Below are 16236 nucleotides of genomic sequence, written 5' to 3' on the forward strand. Positions count from 1 at the left end.
CCGCACCACTTCAGTTGAGGCTCGTCGGCCCGCGGGTCAGCTCCGACGCGGGCAGCGAGGGCAGCTTACGGAGGATGGCGGTCTCCGCGCGCAGCAGTTTCAGTTCGTCACGCAACCGGGAGGCGGTGTCGGGGGCCTGGAGCAGCCGCTGCCGGGTCGGTGTGTCCAGCATCATCGCGGCGGCGACCAGGTACGACACCACGGACGGCTCGTCCGGCAGGTCCGCGCCGGTGGACAGGGACCGCTCACGGGCACCCGCCAGGCGCTTCTGGTACTGCCGGAACGACCGCAGCACCCCCTCCGCCAGGCCGCCCGCCTCGTCGCCGGGCTCCTCCGGAAGTTCCTGCAGCTCGGCGGTGAGGAACGGTCCGGAGGCGTCCACCGACAGCAGCCGCATCCGGGTGGTGCCGGTGGCCAGGACCTCGAAGGTGCCGTCGGGGCGCTCCCGGATCGTCGCCGCGTCGGCCACGCAGCCGACCGAGTGGAAGGCCTTGGCCGGGTCCGGGCCGAAACCGGCCGCGGGGCCGCGTTCCGGCTGCGACGTCGGGTCGGGCAGGCCCGGAGCGCTCGGGGCGACTTCGTGCCCGTCGCGGATCGCCACGACGGCGAAACGGCGCGGCGCGTCCTCGGGTGTCTTCAGCAACTCGCGCATCATGGCGCGATATCGCTCCTCGAATACGTTGAGCGGAAGTACGAGTCCCGGGAACAGAACCGAGTTCAGGGGAAAGAGCGGCAGCCGGACGGTGGTCACGACCGAGAAGCCTAATGGCCGACGGGGCGTGCGGGGGCGCGGCGTCCGCCGCCCCGGGCGCCGCGACCGGGCCGGCGGGCACCGCGCCCCCTCTCGCGCCGTCGCGGCAGGGGCTCCGCCGCCCCGGTCAGCTCCTGCGCAGCAACCGGGTGGCGCCCGCCGCCACCGCCGTGGCCAGGATCCAGCCGACCAGGACGAGCGCCGCCGACAGCCACTGCCAGGGGCCGCGCAACTGCCACTGCGCGGTCTGGCCCAGGTCTATCACCGGCAGCAGCAGGTCGAGCGCGAACAGGGCCGGGCTCCAGGCGGGCTGCTTGCCGCCGGGAACGGGGGCGTGCGCGGCGTGGGCGAAGGCCCACGCGCCGGCCGCCCACAGCAGCGCCATCCACACCAGCGCCCGGCCCGGACGGTACCCGTACGCGACCGCCCAGTCCTGCGCGAAGCCCCACAACTTGCCTGCCGGCGGCAGGGTCTGGCGGCGGCGGCGCTGCTTCGCGAGCAGCACCTCGCGGGCGTCCTCGTCCTCGCCGGCGGCACGCAGCACGCCCGCCAGGCGCTCGTACGGCTCCGGGTTGTACTCGGCGGTCGCCGCCGCCACCCAGCCCAGCCGCCGGGACAGCGGGAACGGGCCCTGCGGCACCAGGTTCTCGTAGGCGAAGCCGGGCATGTGCAGCCTGCCCGGGTCCGGCCAGGCGTCCGCGCGGTCCACCAGGGTCACTATCCGCGCGCCCGACAGCACCACGGTCCCGCGCCGCGGCCGCTCCCCGAGGAAGCGCAGCTCGGGCGTCTGAAGCCGGCGCAGCGACAGTTCCTGCCCGTCGGTGAGCGAGAACCGGGCCCGGGTGAGGTCCACCGCGTCCCCGAAGCGCCCGTCGTCCAGGCGCACCCCGCCCTGGCACTCGAACCGCTGGATCCGCGTCCCCCGGGCCGGGGTGGCGCCGCTCAGCGCCTGGGCGCCGAGGCCCGCCGGGGTCAGGTACAGGGTCCGTTCGACGGTCAGCTGGGGCGCGTTGAGCGCGTGCCGGGCGCCGGGGTTGGCCAGCCGTGCGCCGCGCAGGCTCAGCGACACCCCGACGGTCGCGCTGCGCAGGCTCAGCTCGCCGTGCGTCTCCAGCAGCTCGGCCTGCAGGTCCTGGCCCACGGTCAGCCCGTCACCGGCGATCGAGCGCCCGTTGCGGTCGCGGTGCACGACGGCCTGGTTGAGCAGCAGGTCCGTGCCGATGTGCGCGTCGGTGAGCCGCACGCCGCGGTGGAACCGGCAGCGCGGCAGGTGCAGGTCGCCCCGGGTGCGCAGCCGTGCCGCCTCCAGCCGCGGCACGGAGCAGTCGATCAGCCGGACGGTGGTGAAGTGGGCCTCCGGCAGCAGGACCTCCCGCTCGAAGCGGCAGCCGCGCAGTTCCACGTACGGCGTCACCGCGCCGCCCGCGACGTCCAGCGTGCCGCCGATCTGCACCCCCGCCAGCTTGAGCGCGGACACCCGTCCGGTCAGGGCGGGCGGCCCGTCCAGCAGCAGCCAGGCCACGACGCGGGCCCGCACGGTCCGCTCCGGGCCCCACACGCGTCCGCCGTGCGGATCGTCGGTGATCGCGTCCCCGCTGGTCAGGTCGTACATGGTGCCGTTGCGGAAGGCCTGCCACATGCCCGCCTCGGTGGCGGTGAGGTCGTCCGGCAGGTCCTCCAGGTCGATACCGGCCCCCTCGTTCACCGCGGTTCCCTTCCTCCCCGTCCGCTCGGGTACCTGACTTCGTACACACGTTCATGCCCGTTCCGTGACGGACTGAACACCCAAAGTGAAGGGGATCTTCCGGGTGCCGTATCAGTCACTGATACGGCCGGACGGCACCGCTCGCCGGTCTGCGAGAATTGAGCCCGTGATCTCCCGAATCGATCTGCGCGGCGACGCCCTTCCCGAGGGCCCCGCCCTGCGCGACCTGCTGCCCCGAGCCGACTTCGACGTTGCGGCCGCCCTGGAGAAGGTGCGCCCGATCTGCGAGGCCGTGCACCATCGGGGCGACGCGGCGCTGATCGACTTCGCGGAGAAGTTCGACGGGGTCCGGCTGGACCGGGTGCGGGTCCCGGCGGCGGCGCTCACCCGCGCCCTGGCGGAACTCGACCCGGCCGTGCGCGCGGCGCTGGAGGAGTCCATCCGCCGCGCCCGGCTCGTCCACCGCGAGCAGCGCCGCAGCGCGCACACCACCCAAGTCGTCCCGGGCGGCTCGGTCACCGAGAAGTGGGTCCCGGTCGACCGCGTCGGGCTGTACGCGCCGGGCGGCCGCTCGGTCTACCCCTCGTCCGTCGTCATGAACGCCGTCCCGGCCCAGGAGGCCGGAGTCGCGTCGATCGCACTGGCCTCCCCGGCCCAGGCCGAGTTCGGCGGACTGCCGCACCCGACGATCCTGGCCGCCTGCGCGCTGCTCGGCGTCGACGAGGTGTACGCGGCGGGCGGTGCCACCGCCGTCGCGATGTTCGCGTACGGCACCGAGTCCTGCCCGCCCGCGACCATGGTCACCGGCCCGGGCAACATCTGGGTCGCCGCCGCGAAGCGGTACTTCACCGGCCGGATCGGCATCGACGCGGAGGCCGGCCCCACCGAGATCGCGATCCTGGCCGACTCCACCGCCGACCCGGTGCACGTCGCCTCGGACCTGATCAGCCAGGCCGAGCACGACCCGCTGGCCGCGGCCGTCCTGGTCACCGACTCGGCGGAACTCGCGGACGCGGTGCAGAAGGAGCTCGCGCCCCAGGTGGAGGCCACCAAGCACGTCGAGGACCGGATCCGCCCGGCCCTGACCGGCCGGCAGTCCGCGATCGTCCTCGTCGACGGCGTCGACGAGGGCCTGCGCGTGGTCGACGCCTACGGCGCCGAGCACCTGGAGATCCAGACGGCCGACGCCGCGGCCGTCGCCGACCGGGTCCGGAACGCGGGCGCGATCTTCGTCGGCCCCTGGGCGCCGGTCTCGCTCGGCGACTACGCGGCCGGCTCCAACCACGTGCTGCCCACCGGCGGCTGCGCCTGCCACTCCTCCGGCCTGTCCGTCCAGTCCTTCCTGCGCGGCATCCACATCGTCGACTACACACGGGAGGCGCTGGCCGAGGTCGCGCACCACGTGGTGACGCTGGCGGAGGCGGAGGACCTGCCGGCGCACGGCGCGGCGATCAAGGCGAGGTTCGGCTGGAAGGTACCGGCGGACAAGTGAGCTTCGGAATCGACGACCTTCCCGTGCGGGACGAACTGCGCGGCAAGTCCCCCTACGGCGCGCCGCAACTGGACGTCCCGGTACGCCTGAACACCAACGAGAACCCGTACCCGCTGCCCGAGCCGCTCGTGGAGCGGATCGCCGAGCGGGTCCGCGAGGCGGCCCGCGACCTCAACCGCTACCCGGACCGGGACGCGGTCGAGCTGCGCACCCGGCTGGCCGCCTACCTGACGGACACCTCCGGCCACCCCGTCGGCCCGGAGAACGTGTGGGCGGCCAACGGCTCCAACGAGGTCATCCAGCAACTGCTGCAGACCTTCGGCGGCCCGGGCCGGACCGCGATCGGCTTCGAACCCTCGTACTCGATGCACGCGCTCATCGCGCGCGGCACCGGCACGGGCTGGATCTCCGGCCCGCGCCACGAGGACTTCACCATCGACGTGGCGGCCGCCGAGCGGGCCGTCGCCGAGCACCGCCCGGACGTCGTCTTCATCACCACCCCCAACAACCCCACCGGCACCGCGGTGCCGCCCGAAACGGTGCGGGCGCTGTACGACGCCGCGCAGGCCGCGAAGCCGTCCATGGTGATCGTGGACGAGGCGTACATCGAGTTCAGCCACGGCGACTCCCTGCTGCCGCTGCTCGACGGCCGCCCCCACCTGGTCGTCTCGCGGACCATGTCGAAGGCGTTCGGCGCCGCCGGACTGCGGCTGGGCTACCTCGCCGCGCACCCGGCCGTCGTGGACGCCGTGCAGCTCGTCCGGCTGCCCTACCACCTGTCGGCGGTCACCCAGGCGACCGCGCTGGCCGCGCTGGAGCACACCGACCTGCTGCTGAAGTACGTCGAGCGGCTGAAGGCCGAGCGGGACCGGCTGGTGGCCGAACTGCTGGCGCTCGGCTACGAGGTCACCGCCTCGGACGCCAACTTCGTGCAGTTCGGGCGGTTCGAGGACGCCCACCGTACCTGGCAGCGGATCCTCGACCGGGGCGTCCTGGTCCGGGACAACGGCGTGCCCGGGTGGCTCAGGGTCACCGCCGGGACGCCCGAGGAGAACGACGCGTTCCTCGACGCGGTACGAGGACTGAAGAAGGAGCACAGCGCATGACCCGCGAGGGACGCCTCGGAAGGATCGAGCGGACGACCAAGGAGACCGCCGTCCTGGTCGAGATCGACCTGGACGGCACCGGCAGGACGGAGATCTCCACCGGCGTCGGCTTCTACGACCACATGCTCGACCAGCTCGGCCGGCACGGCCTGTTCGACCTGACCGTGAAGACCGAGGGCGACCTGCACATCGACTCCCACCACACCATCGAGGACACCGCGCTCGCCCTCGGCGCCGCCTTCCGGCAGGCGCTCGGCGACAAGGTGGGCATCTACCGGTTCGGCAACTGCACCGTCCCGCTGGACGAGTCCCTCGCCCAGGTCACCGTCGACCTGTCCGGCCGTCCGTACCTGGTGCACAGCGAGCCCGAGAACATGGCGCCGATGATCGGCGCGTACGACACCACGATGACCCGGCACATCCTGGAGTCCTTCGTCGCCCAGGCGCAGGTCGCGCTGCACGTGCACGTGCCCTACGGCCGCAACGCCCACCACATCGTGGAGTGCCAGTTCAAGGCGCTCGCCCGGGCCCTGCGGTACGCCAGCGAGCGCGACCCCCGCGCGGCCGGCATCCTCCCGTCCACGAAGGGTGCGCTGTAGAGCCATGACCGGACTGTCGACCGTCCTGATCGTCGTCGGGCTGTTCCTCGTCGGCGGGATCATCTCCTTCGTCAAGCAGCAGATGCCGAAGAGCCTGATCGTGCTGTTGTCGATCGGTGCGGCCATGTGCCTCACCGCGGGCGTGCTGCGGCTGGGGGTGTGGAACTGATGGCCCCCAGAAGGGTCGTGGTCTTCGACTACGGCTTCGGCAACGTCCGCTCCGCCGAGCGCGCGCTCGCCCGCGCGGGCGCCGAGGTGGAGATCACCCGCGACTTCGACGCGGCCATGAACGCCGACGGACTGCTGGTGCCGGGCGTCGGCGCCTTCGCCGCCTGCATGCGGGGCCTGCGCGCCGCCCGCGGGGACTGGATCGTGGACCGCCGGCTGTCCGGCGGGCGCCCGGTCATGGGCATCTGCGTCGGCATGCAGATCCTCTTCGACCGCGGTATCGAGCACGGAGTGGAGGCGGAGGGACTCGCCGAGTGGCCCGGCGCGGTCGAGCCGCTCCAGGCGGACGTCGTGCCCCACATGGGCTGGAACACGGTCCGCGCGGCCGAGGACACCGAACTGTTCGCCGGCCTCGACACCGACGCCCGCTTCTACTTCGTGCACTCCTACGCCGTGCACCGCTGGGAGCTCCGGGAGCACCACCCGACCCTCCGCGCCCCGAAGGTCACCTGGGCCACGCACGGCGAGCCGTTCGTGGCGGCCGTGGAGAACGGCGCCCTGTGGGCCACCCAGTTCCACCCCGAGAAGTCCGGCGACGCCGGAGCGCAGCTGCTCACCAACTGGATCGGAACCCTGTAGAGACATGGCCAAGCTCGAACTCCTCCCCGCCGTCGACGTCCGCGACGGGCAGGCCGTCCGCCTGGTGCACGGCGAGTCCGGCACCGAGACCTCCTACGGCTCCCCGCTCCAGGCCGCGCTGGCCTGGCAGCGGTCGGGCGCCGAGTGGCTGCACCTGGTCGACCTGGACGCCGCCTTCGGCACCGGTGACAACCGGGAGCTGATCGCCGAGGTCGCCCGGGCCATGGACATCAAGGTGGAACTGTCCGGCGGCATCCGCGACGACGCCTCCCTGGCCGCCGCCCTGGCCACCGGCTGCCGGCGGGTCAACCTCGGCACGGCCGCGCTGGAGAGCCCCGAGTGGGTCGCCAAGGTGATCGCCGAGCACGGCGACCGGATCGCGGTCGGACTCGACGTGCGCGGCACGACCCTGCGCGGCCGCGGCTGGACCCGCGACGGCGGCGACCTGTACGAGACGCTGGAGCGACTCGACGCGGAGGGCTGCGCCCGGTACGTGGTGACGGACATCGCCAAGGACGGCACCCTGCAGGGCCCCAACCTGGAGCTGCTGCGGAACGTGTGCGCGGCGACGGACCGGCCGGTGGTCGCCTCCGGCGGGGTGTCCTCGCTCGACGACCTGAGGGCGATCGCCGGGTTGGTTCCGCTCGGTGTCGAGGGCGCCATCGTCGGGAAGGCCCTCTACGCGAAGGCGTTCACCCTGGAAGAAGCCTTGGAGGCTGTGTCGTCATGACGTCCGAAGCCGTACGGCGTGTGCAGAGCGGGAGTCACTGGGAGGAGTCCTTCGGTTTCGCACGTGCCGTCGCGGCGGGCGACCGCGTGCTGGTGGCCGGCACCTCCGCGTTCCGCAGCGGGGTGCTGTACGGGGAGGGCGACCCCTACGAGCAGGCGAAGGTGTCCTTCACCGGCGCGCTGGAGGCGATCGCCGAGTTCGGGCTGGGGCCCGAGGCGGTGGTCCGGACCCGGATGTACCTGTCCCACACCCGGGACATCGACGAGGTGGGCCGTGCCCACCAGGAGCTGTTCGGCTCCGTTCGCCCGGTCTCCACCCTGCTGGTCGTGGAGGGCTTCGTCGACCCGCGCATCCTGGTCGAAGTGGAACTAGAGGCATTCAGAGCACACTAGAGGAGTCGGCTTCATGACCCTGGCGGTCCGAGTCATCCCCTGCCTGGACGTGGACAACGGCCGGGTCGTCAAGGGCGTCAACTTCCAGAACCTGCGCGACGCGGGCGACCCCGTCGAGATGGCCAAGGTGTACGACGCCGAGGGCGCCGACGAGCTGACGTTCCTGGACATCACCGCGTCCTCGGGCGATCGCGAGACGACCTACGACGTGGTGCGGCGCACCGCGGAGCAGGTGTTCATCCCGCTGACGGTCGGCGGTGGCGTCCGCACCCCCGAGGACGTGGACAAGCTGCTGCGGGCCGGTGCCGACAAGGTGGGCGTCAACACCGCGGCGATCGCCCGTCCGGACCTGATCCGGGAGATCGCGGAGCGGTTCGGCCGCCAGGTGCTGGTGCTTTCGGTGGACGCCCGCCGCACCCCGACCGGCTCCTTCGAGGTCACCACCCACGGCGGTCGCCGCGGCACCGGCATCGACGCGGTGGAGTGGGCGCACCGGGCCGCCGAGCTGGGCGCCGGCGAGATCCTGCTGAACTCGATGGACGCCGACGGCACCAAGGACGGCTACGACCTGGAGATGATCGCCGCCGTCCGCAAGCACGTCACCGTCCCGGTGATCGCCTCCGGCGGCGCCGGCCGGCTCGCCGACTTCCCGCCGGCCGTCGCCGCGGGCGCGGACGCGGTGCTCGCGGCGTCCGTGTTCCACTTCGGCGATCTGCGCATCGGGCAGGTGAAGGAGGCACTGCGGGAGGCGGGGCACCCCGTCAGGTAGCACCGGCTCCCGCAGTGCCCCGGCGGCCGGCCCCCGCGGGGCCCCGGCGGCCGGCCCCCGAAGAGCCCCGACCGGCTCCCGAAGAGCCCCGGCCCCGGCCGGGGCTCTTCGGCGTCCCGGGACCCGCCGGCCCGACCGAGCCTTCACGAGACGCCGTCCCGGCATCCGTCGCGCAGATAAGAAGGAGAACTTGTGCAATTTTAATTGCGCAAGTTTTCCTTCGTTTCTAGACTGTGGCCATGGCAACCAAGGGCAGCCGCCCCATCACCGACATCGGCACGCTCAAGGCCCTCGCGCACCCGCTGCGCATGCAGCTCTACCGGGGCCTGTGCGTCGCCCGCACCGCCACCGCCTCGCAACTCGCCGAACAGGTCGACGAGGCCGTCTCGCTGGTCAGCTACCACCTGCGCAAGCTCGCCGAGCACGGGCTGATCGAGGAGGCCGAGCCGCAGAGCGGGGACGGACGGGAGCGCTGGTGGCAACCCTCCTCGGAGGGGGTGAGCATCCGCGACAAGGACTTCCGCCACGCACCCGAGCGGGCCGCCGCCCACCTCGCCGCCACCCGCCTCTTCCACGAGCAGCGCGCCGACATGTACCGCCGCTACCTCGACGAACGTCCCACCTGGGGCCCGGAGTGGAACGCGGCCGCCCCGGACAGCGAGTCCCTGCTCCGGCTCACCCCCGCCGAACTCGACGCACTCCGCGGGGAACTGGAGGCACTCGCCCGCAAGTACGACGAGAAGGGCCGGGCCGCCGAAGCCGCCGGCGACACCGAAGGGCGCGAGAACGTCGCGCTGCACGTGTACGGATTCCCGTTCCGCGCCTGACAGGAGCCCGCCAGTGACCACCACCGCCACCGCGCAGCCCCGGGCCGCCACCGGCACCCCGGACCGTCCCGCCCACCGCGACCCCCGCGTCCTGCGCTGGCTCGGCGCCTACACCTCCTCCATGGTCGGCGACAGCGTCTACTACATCGCCCTCTCCTGGGCCGCCGTCCGGGCCGGCACACCCGCGCAGGCAGGGCTGGTGATGTCGGCCAGCGCCCTGCCCAGGGCCGTGCTGATGCTGGGTGGGGGAGTGGTCGCCGACCGGATCGGTCCGCGCCGCGTCGTCATCGGCAGCGACACCGTGCGCTGCGCGGCCGTGCTCGCGGTCGCCGCGCTGCTCTTCCTGAGCAGCCCCGGCCTGTGGCCGCTGGCCCTGCTCGCCCTCGTCTTCGGCGCCGTCGACGCCGTCTTCATGCCCGCGGTCGGCGCCCTCCCGCCCCGCCTCACCGGCCCCGGGCAGCTCGCCCGGGTCCAGGGCATGCGCGGTCTGGCGATCCGGTTCGCGAACGTCACCGGCGCCCCGCTGGGCGGCCTCGGCGTCGCCGTCGGCGGAGCGGCCGCCGCGTTCGCGCTGGCCGGGCTGCTGATCGCGGTCTCGGTACCACTGCTGATCAGCATCCGGATCCGCGAACTCCCGTCCGACGCCACCGCCCGGCCCGGGAGGCCGACACCCTGGCGGGACCTGAAGGACGGACTCCGCCACATCCGCGGCCACCGCGTACTCGCCCCGCTCGTGCTCGCCATCGCCCTCGGCGACCTCGGCTTCGTCGGCCCGCTCAACGTCGGCCTGGCGCTGCTCGCCGACGAACGCGGCTGGGGCGCCTCCGGAATGGGCCTGGTGCTCGCCGGTTTCGGGGCCGGCGCCGGCCTGGCCTCGCTGCTGCTGACCGTCCGCGGGCATCTGCCGCACGCCGGGCGCGCCGCCGGCTCCGCGCTCCTCGCGGGCTGCGTCGCCATCGGCGCCCTCGCCTTCGTGCCGCAGCTCGCCGGTGCGGTCGGCGTCGCCCTGCTCATCGGGCTGCTCGCCGGGCTCAGCGGCGTCCTGAGCGGGGCGCTGCTGCAGACCCACTCCGACCCGGCCCACCTCGGCCGCGTCACCTCCGTCGCCGGCCTGGTCAGCCTCGGCCTCGCCCCGCTGAGCATGCCGCTGTCGGCGGCGGCCGTCGGCGCCTGGGGCACCGGCCCGGTCTTCGTCGCCAGCGCGGCGGTGTGCGGGCTCGGCGGGGCGGTCGCCCTGGCCGTGCCCGGACTGCGCCGGGCCGAACTGCCCCGCTGAGCGCCGACCGGGTCAGATCCCCAGCTGCCTGCTCTCGTGCAGCTCGGCGATCGCCTCCTCCTCGCCGTCCAACTGCACCTTCGCGCGGTCCTGCCGGCCGTACAGGAACAGCAGCAGCTCCGAGGGCTCACCGGTCACCGTGACGACCGGCGTGCCGCGGTGCGCGACCGCCGTCTGGCCGTTCGGCCGGCGCAGCACCAGCCCGGTCGGAGCGGAGCGGCCCATCATGCGCGCCGTCCGCTCCAGACGTGAGAACAGGGCGTCCTGGAAGACCGGGTCCAGCTCGCGCGGGGTCCAGTCCTCCTGGGCCCGGCGGACGTCCTCCGCGTGGACGTAGAACTCGATCGTGTTCGACGCCTCGTCGATCTGCTTGAGCTGGAACGGCGAGAACCGCGGCGGACCGGTACGGATGAGCTGGATCAGCTCCTCGTACGGCTTGGCGGCGAACTCCTCCATCGCCTTCTCCAGCCGCGTGCCCAGCTGCTTGATCACCAGGCCCCCGGCCGCGTCGGGGCGCCGCTCGCGCACCACCACGTGCGCGGCGAGGTCACGGGTGAGCCAGCCCTCGCACAGGGTGGGGGCTTCCGGACCCGCGGTCTCCAGCAGATCGGCGAGAAGGAGTCGTTCACGCTTGGCGAAAGTCGACATGCCGTCAGCCTACGGCCGCGCGCCGCTTCCGCCCACCCGTCACCCGGTGCCCGTACTCCGCGCGCGTCCCCGCACCCGTCGCGCCCGCGTGGGAATCCCCCTCCTTCAGCAGGGGGCCAAGGAGTGGACGGCGACCACCCCGTGCGCCGAGGCGCGGCACAATGGCCTCCATGACCAGCACGTCCGACCGCAGCAGCGGCAGCCTCGCCCCGGAGATCGCCGCCCGCATCAAGCGCAGCCCCGAGGGCCTCCTGCCCGCCATCGCCCAGCAGTACGACACCGGGGAGGTGCTGATGCTGGGCTGGATGGACGACGAGGCGCTGCACCGGACCCTCACCACCGGCCGCTGCACCTACTGGTCCCGCAGCCGGCAGGAGTACTGGGTCAAGGGCGACACCTCGGGCCACGTCCAGCGGGTCAGGTCGGTCGCCCTGGACTGCGACGCCGACACCGTGCTCGTCAAGGTCGACCAGGTCGGCGCCGCCTGCCACACCGGTGCCCGCACCTGCTTCGACGCCGATGTGCTGTTCGAGGCCGCCGGCGTCGATTCCGGCACCGCCCCCCGGGATCAGTAGGGTCTGCCGCCATGGACCTCGAGACGTTCCGCAAGCTGGCCGCCGACCGCCGCGTCATCCCGGTCACCCGCAAGCTCCTCGCCGACGGCGACACCCCGGTCGCGCTCTACCGCAAGCTCGCGGCCGAGCGCCCCGGCACCTTCCTGCTGGAGTCCGCGGAGAACGGCCGTTCCTGGTCCCGCTACTCCTTCGTCGGCGTCCGCAGCGGCGCCGCGCTCACCGTCCGCGACGGCCGGGCCCACTGGCTCGGCACGCCGCCGGTCGGCGTCCCCGTCGACGGCGACCCGCTCGCCGCGCTGCGCGCCACGCTCCAGGCGCTGCACACCCCGCACACCGAGGGCATGCCGCCGTTCACCGGCGGCATGGTCGGCTACCTCGGCTACGACGTCGTCCGCCGTCTGGAGAAGATCGGCCCCGGAGACCGCGACGACCTGCAACTGCCCGAACTGACCATGCTGCTCACCAGCGACCTGGCGGTCATGGACCACTGGGAGGGCTCCGTCCTGCTGATCGCCAACGCGATCAACCACAACGACCTCGACACCGGCGTCGACGAGGCCCACGCCGACGCGGTGGCCCGGCTGGACGCCATGGAGGCCGACCTCGGCCGCGCGGTGGCCCAGCCGCCCGCAGCCCTGCCGCCCTCGGAACTGCCCGAGTACACCGCCCGCTGGGGCGGCCCCGACTTCCGGGCTGCCGTGGAGGACGTCAAGGAGCGCATCCGGGACGGCGAGGCCTTCCAGGTCGTGCCCTCGCAGCGGTTCGAGACACCGTGCACGGCCAGCGCGCTGGACGTCTACCGGGTGCTGAGGACCACCAACCCGTCCCCGTACATGTACCTGTTCCGGTTCGACGGCTTCGACGTGGTCGGGTCCTCGCCCGAGGCGCTGGTCAAGGTCGAGGACGGGCGGGCCATGGTCCACCCCATCGCCGGCACCCGGTGGCGGGGCGCCACCCCGCAGGAGGACCAGGCCCTCGCCGAGGACCTGATGGCCGACCCCAAGGAACGCGCCGAGCACCTGATGCTCGTCGACCTCGGCCGCAACGACCTGGGCCGGGTGTGCGAGCCGGGCTCGGTGGAGGTCGTCGACTTCATGTCCATCGAGCGCTACTCGCACGTCATGCACATCGTCTCCACGGTGACCGGCAGGGTCGCCGCCGACCGGACCGCCTTCGACGTGCTCACCGCCTGCTTCCCGGCCGGCACGCTGTCCGGGGCGCCGAAGCCGCGCGCCATGCAGATCATCGACGAACTCGAACCCTCCCGCCGCGGCCTGTACGGCGGCTGCGTCGGCTACCTCGACTTCGCCGGCGACTCCGACACCGCCATCGCCATCCGCACCGCCCTGCTGCGCGACGGCACCGCCCATGTGCAGGCCGGCGCCGGGGTCGTCGCCGACTCCGACCCGGCCGCCGAGGACACCGAGTGCCGCAACAAGGCGGCGGCGGTGCTGCGCGCGGTGCACACCGCCAACCGGCTGGGCGGATAGGGCGCTTCTCACGTCACCCCGGGTGCCCGTTCACCCGGGGTTCGGGCGATAGTGGACCACGTGACTGCTGCACCTGACCCCCGTTCCGAAGCCGCCGGCCCCGCCCGGGCCGGCCGCCGCAGCCTCGCCCTGGCCCTGTTGTGCGGGGCGCTCGGCGCAGCCGTGGCGCTGCTCGCGACCCGGCAGCAATGGGCGGAGGGCACCGCGTCGGTGGCCGGCGGCGCCTTCCCCCTGACCGCCAAGGGCAGCGACGTCACGGGCGTGCCCGCGGCGCTCGCCATAGTGGGCCTGGCCGCGCTGGTCGCGGTCTTCGCCGTCCGCCGGACCGGGCGCCTCCTCGTCGCCGGCCTGCTCGCGCTCTCCGGCGCCGGCATCGTCGCCGCGGCCCTGACCGGTGCCGGTGACGGCACCGTCCTCGACGACCAGGCCGCCCGGGCCTCCGGCGACACCTCCGCCACCGTGGCCGACCTCGGCCACACCGCCTGGCCCTACGTGGCCGCCGCGGGCGGGGCGCTGCTGCTGCTCGCCGGCCTGCTCGCCCTGCGCTACGGGCGGCTGTGGCCCGCGATGTCCGGCCGGTACGAGCGCTCCGGCGCCCCGCGCCGGAGCCGCGCCGACCGCCCCTCCGACCCGGACCGGCCCGAGGAGCTGTGGAAGGCACTCGACCGGGGTGAGGACCCCACGGGCGCCGATCCGGCGTAGCAGGCGTGCCGCGGCCGCTCCGGAGGCCGGCGGGGACTGCGGCACGGCGGCCGACGGGCCCCCGGGTCACCGCACACCGGCGGGTGCGGGACAATGGTGCCGGAACCAGTACCCGGGACCGGACACCTGCAGCACGTCCGGCTCCGTACGCGACCCACACGGCAACAAGGAGCTAGCAATGGCGGGCACGAGCCACGGAAACACCCCGGCCGCCTGGACCGGTGTCATCATCAGCTTCATCGGTTTCTGCGTCGCGGGCGCCTTCGTGGTGGTGCACCAGCCGGCCGGCTTCTGGGCCGGCATGGCGATCGCCGTCCTCGGCGGCGTCGCCGGCCTCGTCATGCGGGGGATGGGCCTCGGCGCTCCGAAGTCGGAGCCGCTGAAGGTGACCGAGACGCCCGCGCACAACCGCGAGGCCGTCGCCGGCTGATCCGGACGCGCGTGAGGGGCGGCCCGGCAGATCGCTGCCGGGCCGCCCCTCACGCGCGTCCGGGACGCCGGCGGGGCACAATGCCAGGCGTGACCGCCGACCACGCCCACCATCCCGACCACGCCCACCATCCCGCGCAGGCCCACCACCCCGAGCACGCCGATCGCGCGGGCCGCGCCGCGCCCGCCCGCCACCTGGGCCGCGCACACCGCACCGACGGCGGCCCCGCCGACCGGTCCGACCGGTCCGACCGGCCCGGCCGCCCCGGTGCCGTGCCCGCCGGGGCGCTGCGGCGGCTCGCCGTGCCCGCCGGGCTGCTCGCCGCCGTCGCCGCCGCCTTCGCCTACGTCGGCGCCGTCGACCCCAACCGGCCCGGCCACTACCCGGCCTGCCCGCTCCTCAGCCTGGCCGGCCTCTACTGCCCCGGCTGCGGCGGTCTGCGCGGAGCGCACGCGCTCGTCCACGGCGACTTCGCCGCGGCGCTGCGGGACAACGCGGCGGCCTTCGTCGGCTACCCCCTCCTCGCCGCTCTGTGGACCGTCTGGGTGGTTCGCGCGGTGCGCGGCAGGCCGCTGCGCATCGACCCGTCACCGGCGCAGCTGTGGACCGCGGGCGCATTGCTGCTGCTCTTCACCGTTGTCCGGAACCTGCCGTTCGGTGGCTGGCTACATCCTTGATCGACGGAGGATCGTCCAGGTAGTGGGACCGGCGTCAACCGGATGCGAGGCCTTCGCCCCGCGGCGGATACCATCGATGTGGCCACCGATCCTCCCTTGGCCGCCGCAACAGCCCACCGTCCGGAAGGGGACCGCTCGCGTGAGTGTGCTCGACGAGATCATCGACGGAGTCCGTGCCGACCTCGCGGAGCGGCAGGCGCGCGTCAGCCTCGACGAGCTCAAGGAGCGCGCGGCGAAGGCTCCCGCCGCCAAGGACGGGGCGGCCGCGCTGCGCGGCGACGGTGTCCACGTGATCTGCGAGGTCAAGCGCTCCAGCCCGTCCAAGGGCGCGCTGGCCGCGATCGCCGACCCCGCCGGGCTGGCCGCGGACTACGAGGCGGGCGGCGCCGCGGTGATCTCGGTGCTGACCGAGCAGCGCCGCTTCGGCGGCTCGCTCGCCGACCTGGAGACCGTGCGGTCCCGCGTCGACATCCCGGTGCTGCGCAAGGACTTCGTCGTCACCTCGTACCAGCTCTGGGAGGCCCGCGCCTACGGTGCCGACCTGGTGCTGCTGATCGTGGCCGCCCTGGAGCAGCCGGCCCTGGAATCGCTCATCGAGCGGGCCGAGTCCATCGGCCTGACCCCCCTGGTCGAGGTGCACGACGAGGACGAGGTGGAGCGAGCCGTGGACGCCGGCGCGAAGGTGATCGGCGTCAACGCACGCAACCTCAGGACCCTGGAGGTCGACCGGGGCACCTTCGAGCGCGTCGCCCCGGAGATCCCGGACCACCTGGTGAAGGTCGCCGAGTCCGGCGTCCGCGGCCCCCACGACCTGATCGCCTACGCCAACGCGGGCGCCGACGCGGTGCTGGTGGGGGAGTCCCTGGTCACCGGCAAGGACCCCAAGTCGGCGGTGGCGGACCTGGTCGCCGCCGGCGCGCACCCCGCGCTGCGGCACGGGCGCGGCTGAGCGTCCCGGGGGACGGCACAGCGCCGGTAGAGTGAGCGCCGATGAAGCTTCCGACGACCGGGACGACCCGGGACCCGTACGCCCGCCTCGCGCGCGGCTGCCGGCCCCGGGGCTGCCGCGCGCCCGCGCGGCGGGTGCACGGTCGCCGGGTGCGCTACGTCATCGGTGACGAGCCGGGGCAGGTCAACGGCATGCGATGGCAGCGGATCCCTCAGGGGCGCGGGGGACCGCGCGACCGGCACCCGACGAACTGAGGCCGGTCGAGGCGACCCCGCCCCCACGGCGAAACGTGTTCTCTTCCGCACACTCAC

General features: G+C 73.8%; 20 protein-coding genes. 17 read left to right on the plus strand and 3 right to left on the minus strand.

All coding sequences use genetic code 11. The annotated features are described in order from the left end of the window. Positions 1-10: 10 nt before the first annotated feature. Both ACL02U_RS06720 and ACL02U_RS06725 read right to left on the minus strand, forming a co-directional pair. Positions 11-751, minus strand: a complete 741-nt coding sequence (locus tag ACL02U_RS06720; RefSeq protein ID WP_412789719.1) for an LON peptidase substrate-binding domain-containing protein — start codon at positions 749-751, stop codon at positions 11-13. A 127-nt stretch (positions 752-878) separates the two neighbouring features. Continuing rightward, positions 879-2456, minus strand: a complete 1578-nt coding sequence (locus tag ACL02U_RS06725; protein WP_412789720.1) for an oxidoreductase — start codon at positions 2454-2456, stop codon at positions 879-881. A 166-nt stretch (positions 2457-2622) separates the two neighbouring features. Between ACL02U_RS06725 and hisD the strand changes: the two genes are divergently transcribed. The 10 genes from hisD (at position 2623) to ACL02U_RS06775 (ending at position 10454) form a co-directional block, all read left to right on the plus strand. Then, on the plus strand, positions 2623-3948 hold the full coding sequence (gene hisD, locus ACL02U_RS06730) for a histidinol dehydrogenase (protein WP_412789721.1): 1326 nt from the start codon (positions 2623-2625) through the stop codon (positions 3946-3948). Next, the gene (locus tag ACL02U_RS06735) at positions 3945-5054 is read left to right on the plus strand and encodes a histidinol-phosphate transaminase (protein WP_412789722.1); all 1110 of its coding nucleotides are present in this window, start codon (positions 3945-3947) and stop codon (positions 5052-5054) included. Before hisD ends, ACL02U_RS06735 begins: the two co-directional genes overlap by 4 nt. Continuing rightward, entirely contained in the window at positions 5051-5653 is a 603-nt protein-coding gene (gene hisB, locus ACL02U_RS06740) for an imidazoleglycerol-phosphate dehydratase HisB (RefSeq protein WP_412789723.1), read from the plus strand. The genes ACL02U_RS06735 and hisB overlap by 4 nt, the downstream gene beginning before the upstream one ends. A gap of 4 nt (positions 5654-5657) precedes the next feature. Then, positions 5658-5822 carry a hypothetical protein gene (locus ACL02U_RS06745; protein WP_412789724.1) on the plus strand — a complete coding sequence of 55 codons (165 nt, stop codon included), beginning with the start codon at positions 5658-5660 and terminating at the stop codon, positions 5820-5822. After that, on the plus strand, positions 5822-6460 hold the full coding sequence (gene hisH / locus ACL02U_RS06750; RefSeq protein ID WP_412789725.1) for an imidazole glycerol phosphate synthase subunit HisH: 639 nt from the start codon (positions 5822-5824) through the stop codon (positions 6458-6460). The genes ACL02U_RS06745 and hisH overlap by 1 nt, the downstream gene beginning before the upstream one ends. 4 nt (positions 6461-6464) lie before the next feature. Further along, positions 6465-7190, plus strand: a complete 726-nt coding sequence (gene priA, locus ACL02U_RS06755) for a bifunctional 1-(5-phosphoribosyl)-5-((5-phosphoribosylamino)methylideneamino)imidazole-4-carboxamide isomerase/phosphoribosylanthranilate isomerase PriA (RefSeq protein ID WP_412789726.1) — start codon at positions 6465-6467, stop codon at positions 7188-7190. Next, a complete protein-coding gene (locus ACL02U_RS06760; protein WP_412789727.1) occupies positions 7187-7582 on the plus strand; it encodes a RidA family protein in 396 nt (131 codons plus the stop codon). Before priA ends, ACL02U_RS06760 begins: the two co-directional genes overlap by 4 nt. A gap of 13 nt (positions 7583-7595) precedes the next feature. Then, entirely contained in the window at positions 7596-8351 is a 756-nt protein-coding gene (gene hisF / locus ACL02U_RS06765) for an imidazole glycerol phosphate synthase subunit HisF (RefSeq protein WP_412789728.1), read from the plus strand. Between the two features lie 239 nt (positions 8352-8590). Beyond that, a complete protein-coding gene (locus tag ACL02U_RS06770; RefSeq protein WP_412789729.1) occupies positions 8591-9178 on the plus strand; it encodes an ArsR/SmtB family transcription factor in 588 nt (195 codons plus the stop codon). 13 nt (positions 9179-9191) lie between these two features. Continuing rightward, on the plus strand, positions 9192-10454 hold the full coding sequence (locus ACL02U_RS06775; RefSeq protein WP_412789730.1) for an MFS transporter: 1263 nt from the start codon (positions 9192-9194) through the stop codon (positions 10452-10454). Between the two features lie 12 nt (positions 10455-10466). On the opposite strand, the gene ACL02U_RS06780 is transcribed toward ACL02U_RS06775, so the two are convergent. Further along, positions 10467-11102, minus strand: coding sequence for a TIGR03085 family metal-binding protein (locus tag ACL02U_RS06780; protein WP_412789731.1), 636 nt, complete (start codon positions 11100-11102; stop codon positions 10467-10469). 161 nt (positions 11103-11263) lie between these two features. Here ACL02U_RS06780 and hisI point away from each other — a divergent pair, with 161 nt between their 5' ends. The 7 genes from hisI to trpM all read left to right on the plus strand — a co-directional run bounded on the left by hisI (position 11264) and on the right by trpM (position 16179). Next, positions 11264-11677 (plus strand): phosphoribosyl-AMP cyclohydrolase, encoded by a 414-nt coding sequence (hisI, locus tag ACL02U_RS06785; RefSeq protein ID WP_412789732.1) that lies wholly within the window; start codon positions 11264-11266, stop codon positions 11675-11677. Between the two features lie 11 nt (positions 11678-11688). Further along, positions 11689-13167, plus strand: coding sequence for an anthranilate synthase component I (locus ACL02U_RS06790; RefSeq protein WP_412789733.1), 1479 nt, complete (start codon positions 11689-11691; stop codon positions 13165-13167). Between the two features lie 51 nt (positions 13168-13218). Beyond that, positions 13219-13869 carry a TIGR02234 family membrane protein gene (locus ACL02U_RS06795; RefSeq protein ID WP_412789734.1) on the plus strand — a complete coding sequence of 217 codons (651 nt, stop codon included), beginning with the start codon at positions 13219-13221 and terminating at the stop codon, positions 13867-13869. A 178-nt stretch (positions 13870-14047) separates the two neighbouring features. Continuing rightward, positions 14048-14299, plus strand: coding sequence for an HGxxPAAW family protein (locus ACL02U_RS06800; protein ID WP_412789735.1), 252 nt, complete (start codon positions 14048-14050; stop codon positions 14297-14299). 272 nt (positions 14300-14571) lie between these two features. Beyond that, positions 14572-14976, plus strand: a complete 405-nt coding sequence (locus ACL02U_RS06805) for a DUF2752 domain-containing protein (protein ID WP_412789769.1) — start codon at positions 14572-14574, stop codon at positions 14974-14976. A gap of 139 nt (positions 14977-15115) precedes the next feature. Then, positions 15116-15925 (plus strand): indole-3-glycerol phosphate synthase TrpC, encoded by an 810-nt coding sequence (gene trpC / locus ACL02U_RS06810; RefSeq protein ID WP_412789736.1) that lies wholly within the window; start codon positions 15116-15118, stop codon positions 15923-15925. A 41-nt stretch (positions 15926-15966) separates the two neighbouring features. After that, positions 15967-16179, plus strand: a complete 213-nt coding sequence (gene trpM, locus ACL02U_RS06815; RefSeq protein ID WP_412789737.1) for a tryptophan biosynthesis modulator TrpM — start codon at positions 15967-15969, stop codon at positions 16177-16179. Positions 16180-16236: the final 57 nt, after the last annotated feature.

The organism is Streptomyces sp. MS06 (assembly GCF_047200655.1).
In the GTDB taxonomy this organism is placed as follows: Bacteria; Actinomycetota; Actinomycetes; order Streptomycetales; family Streptomycetaceae; genus Streptomyces.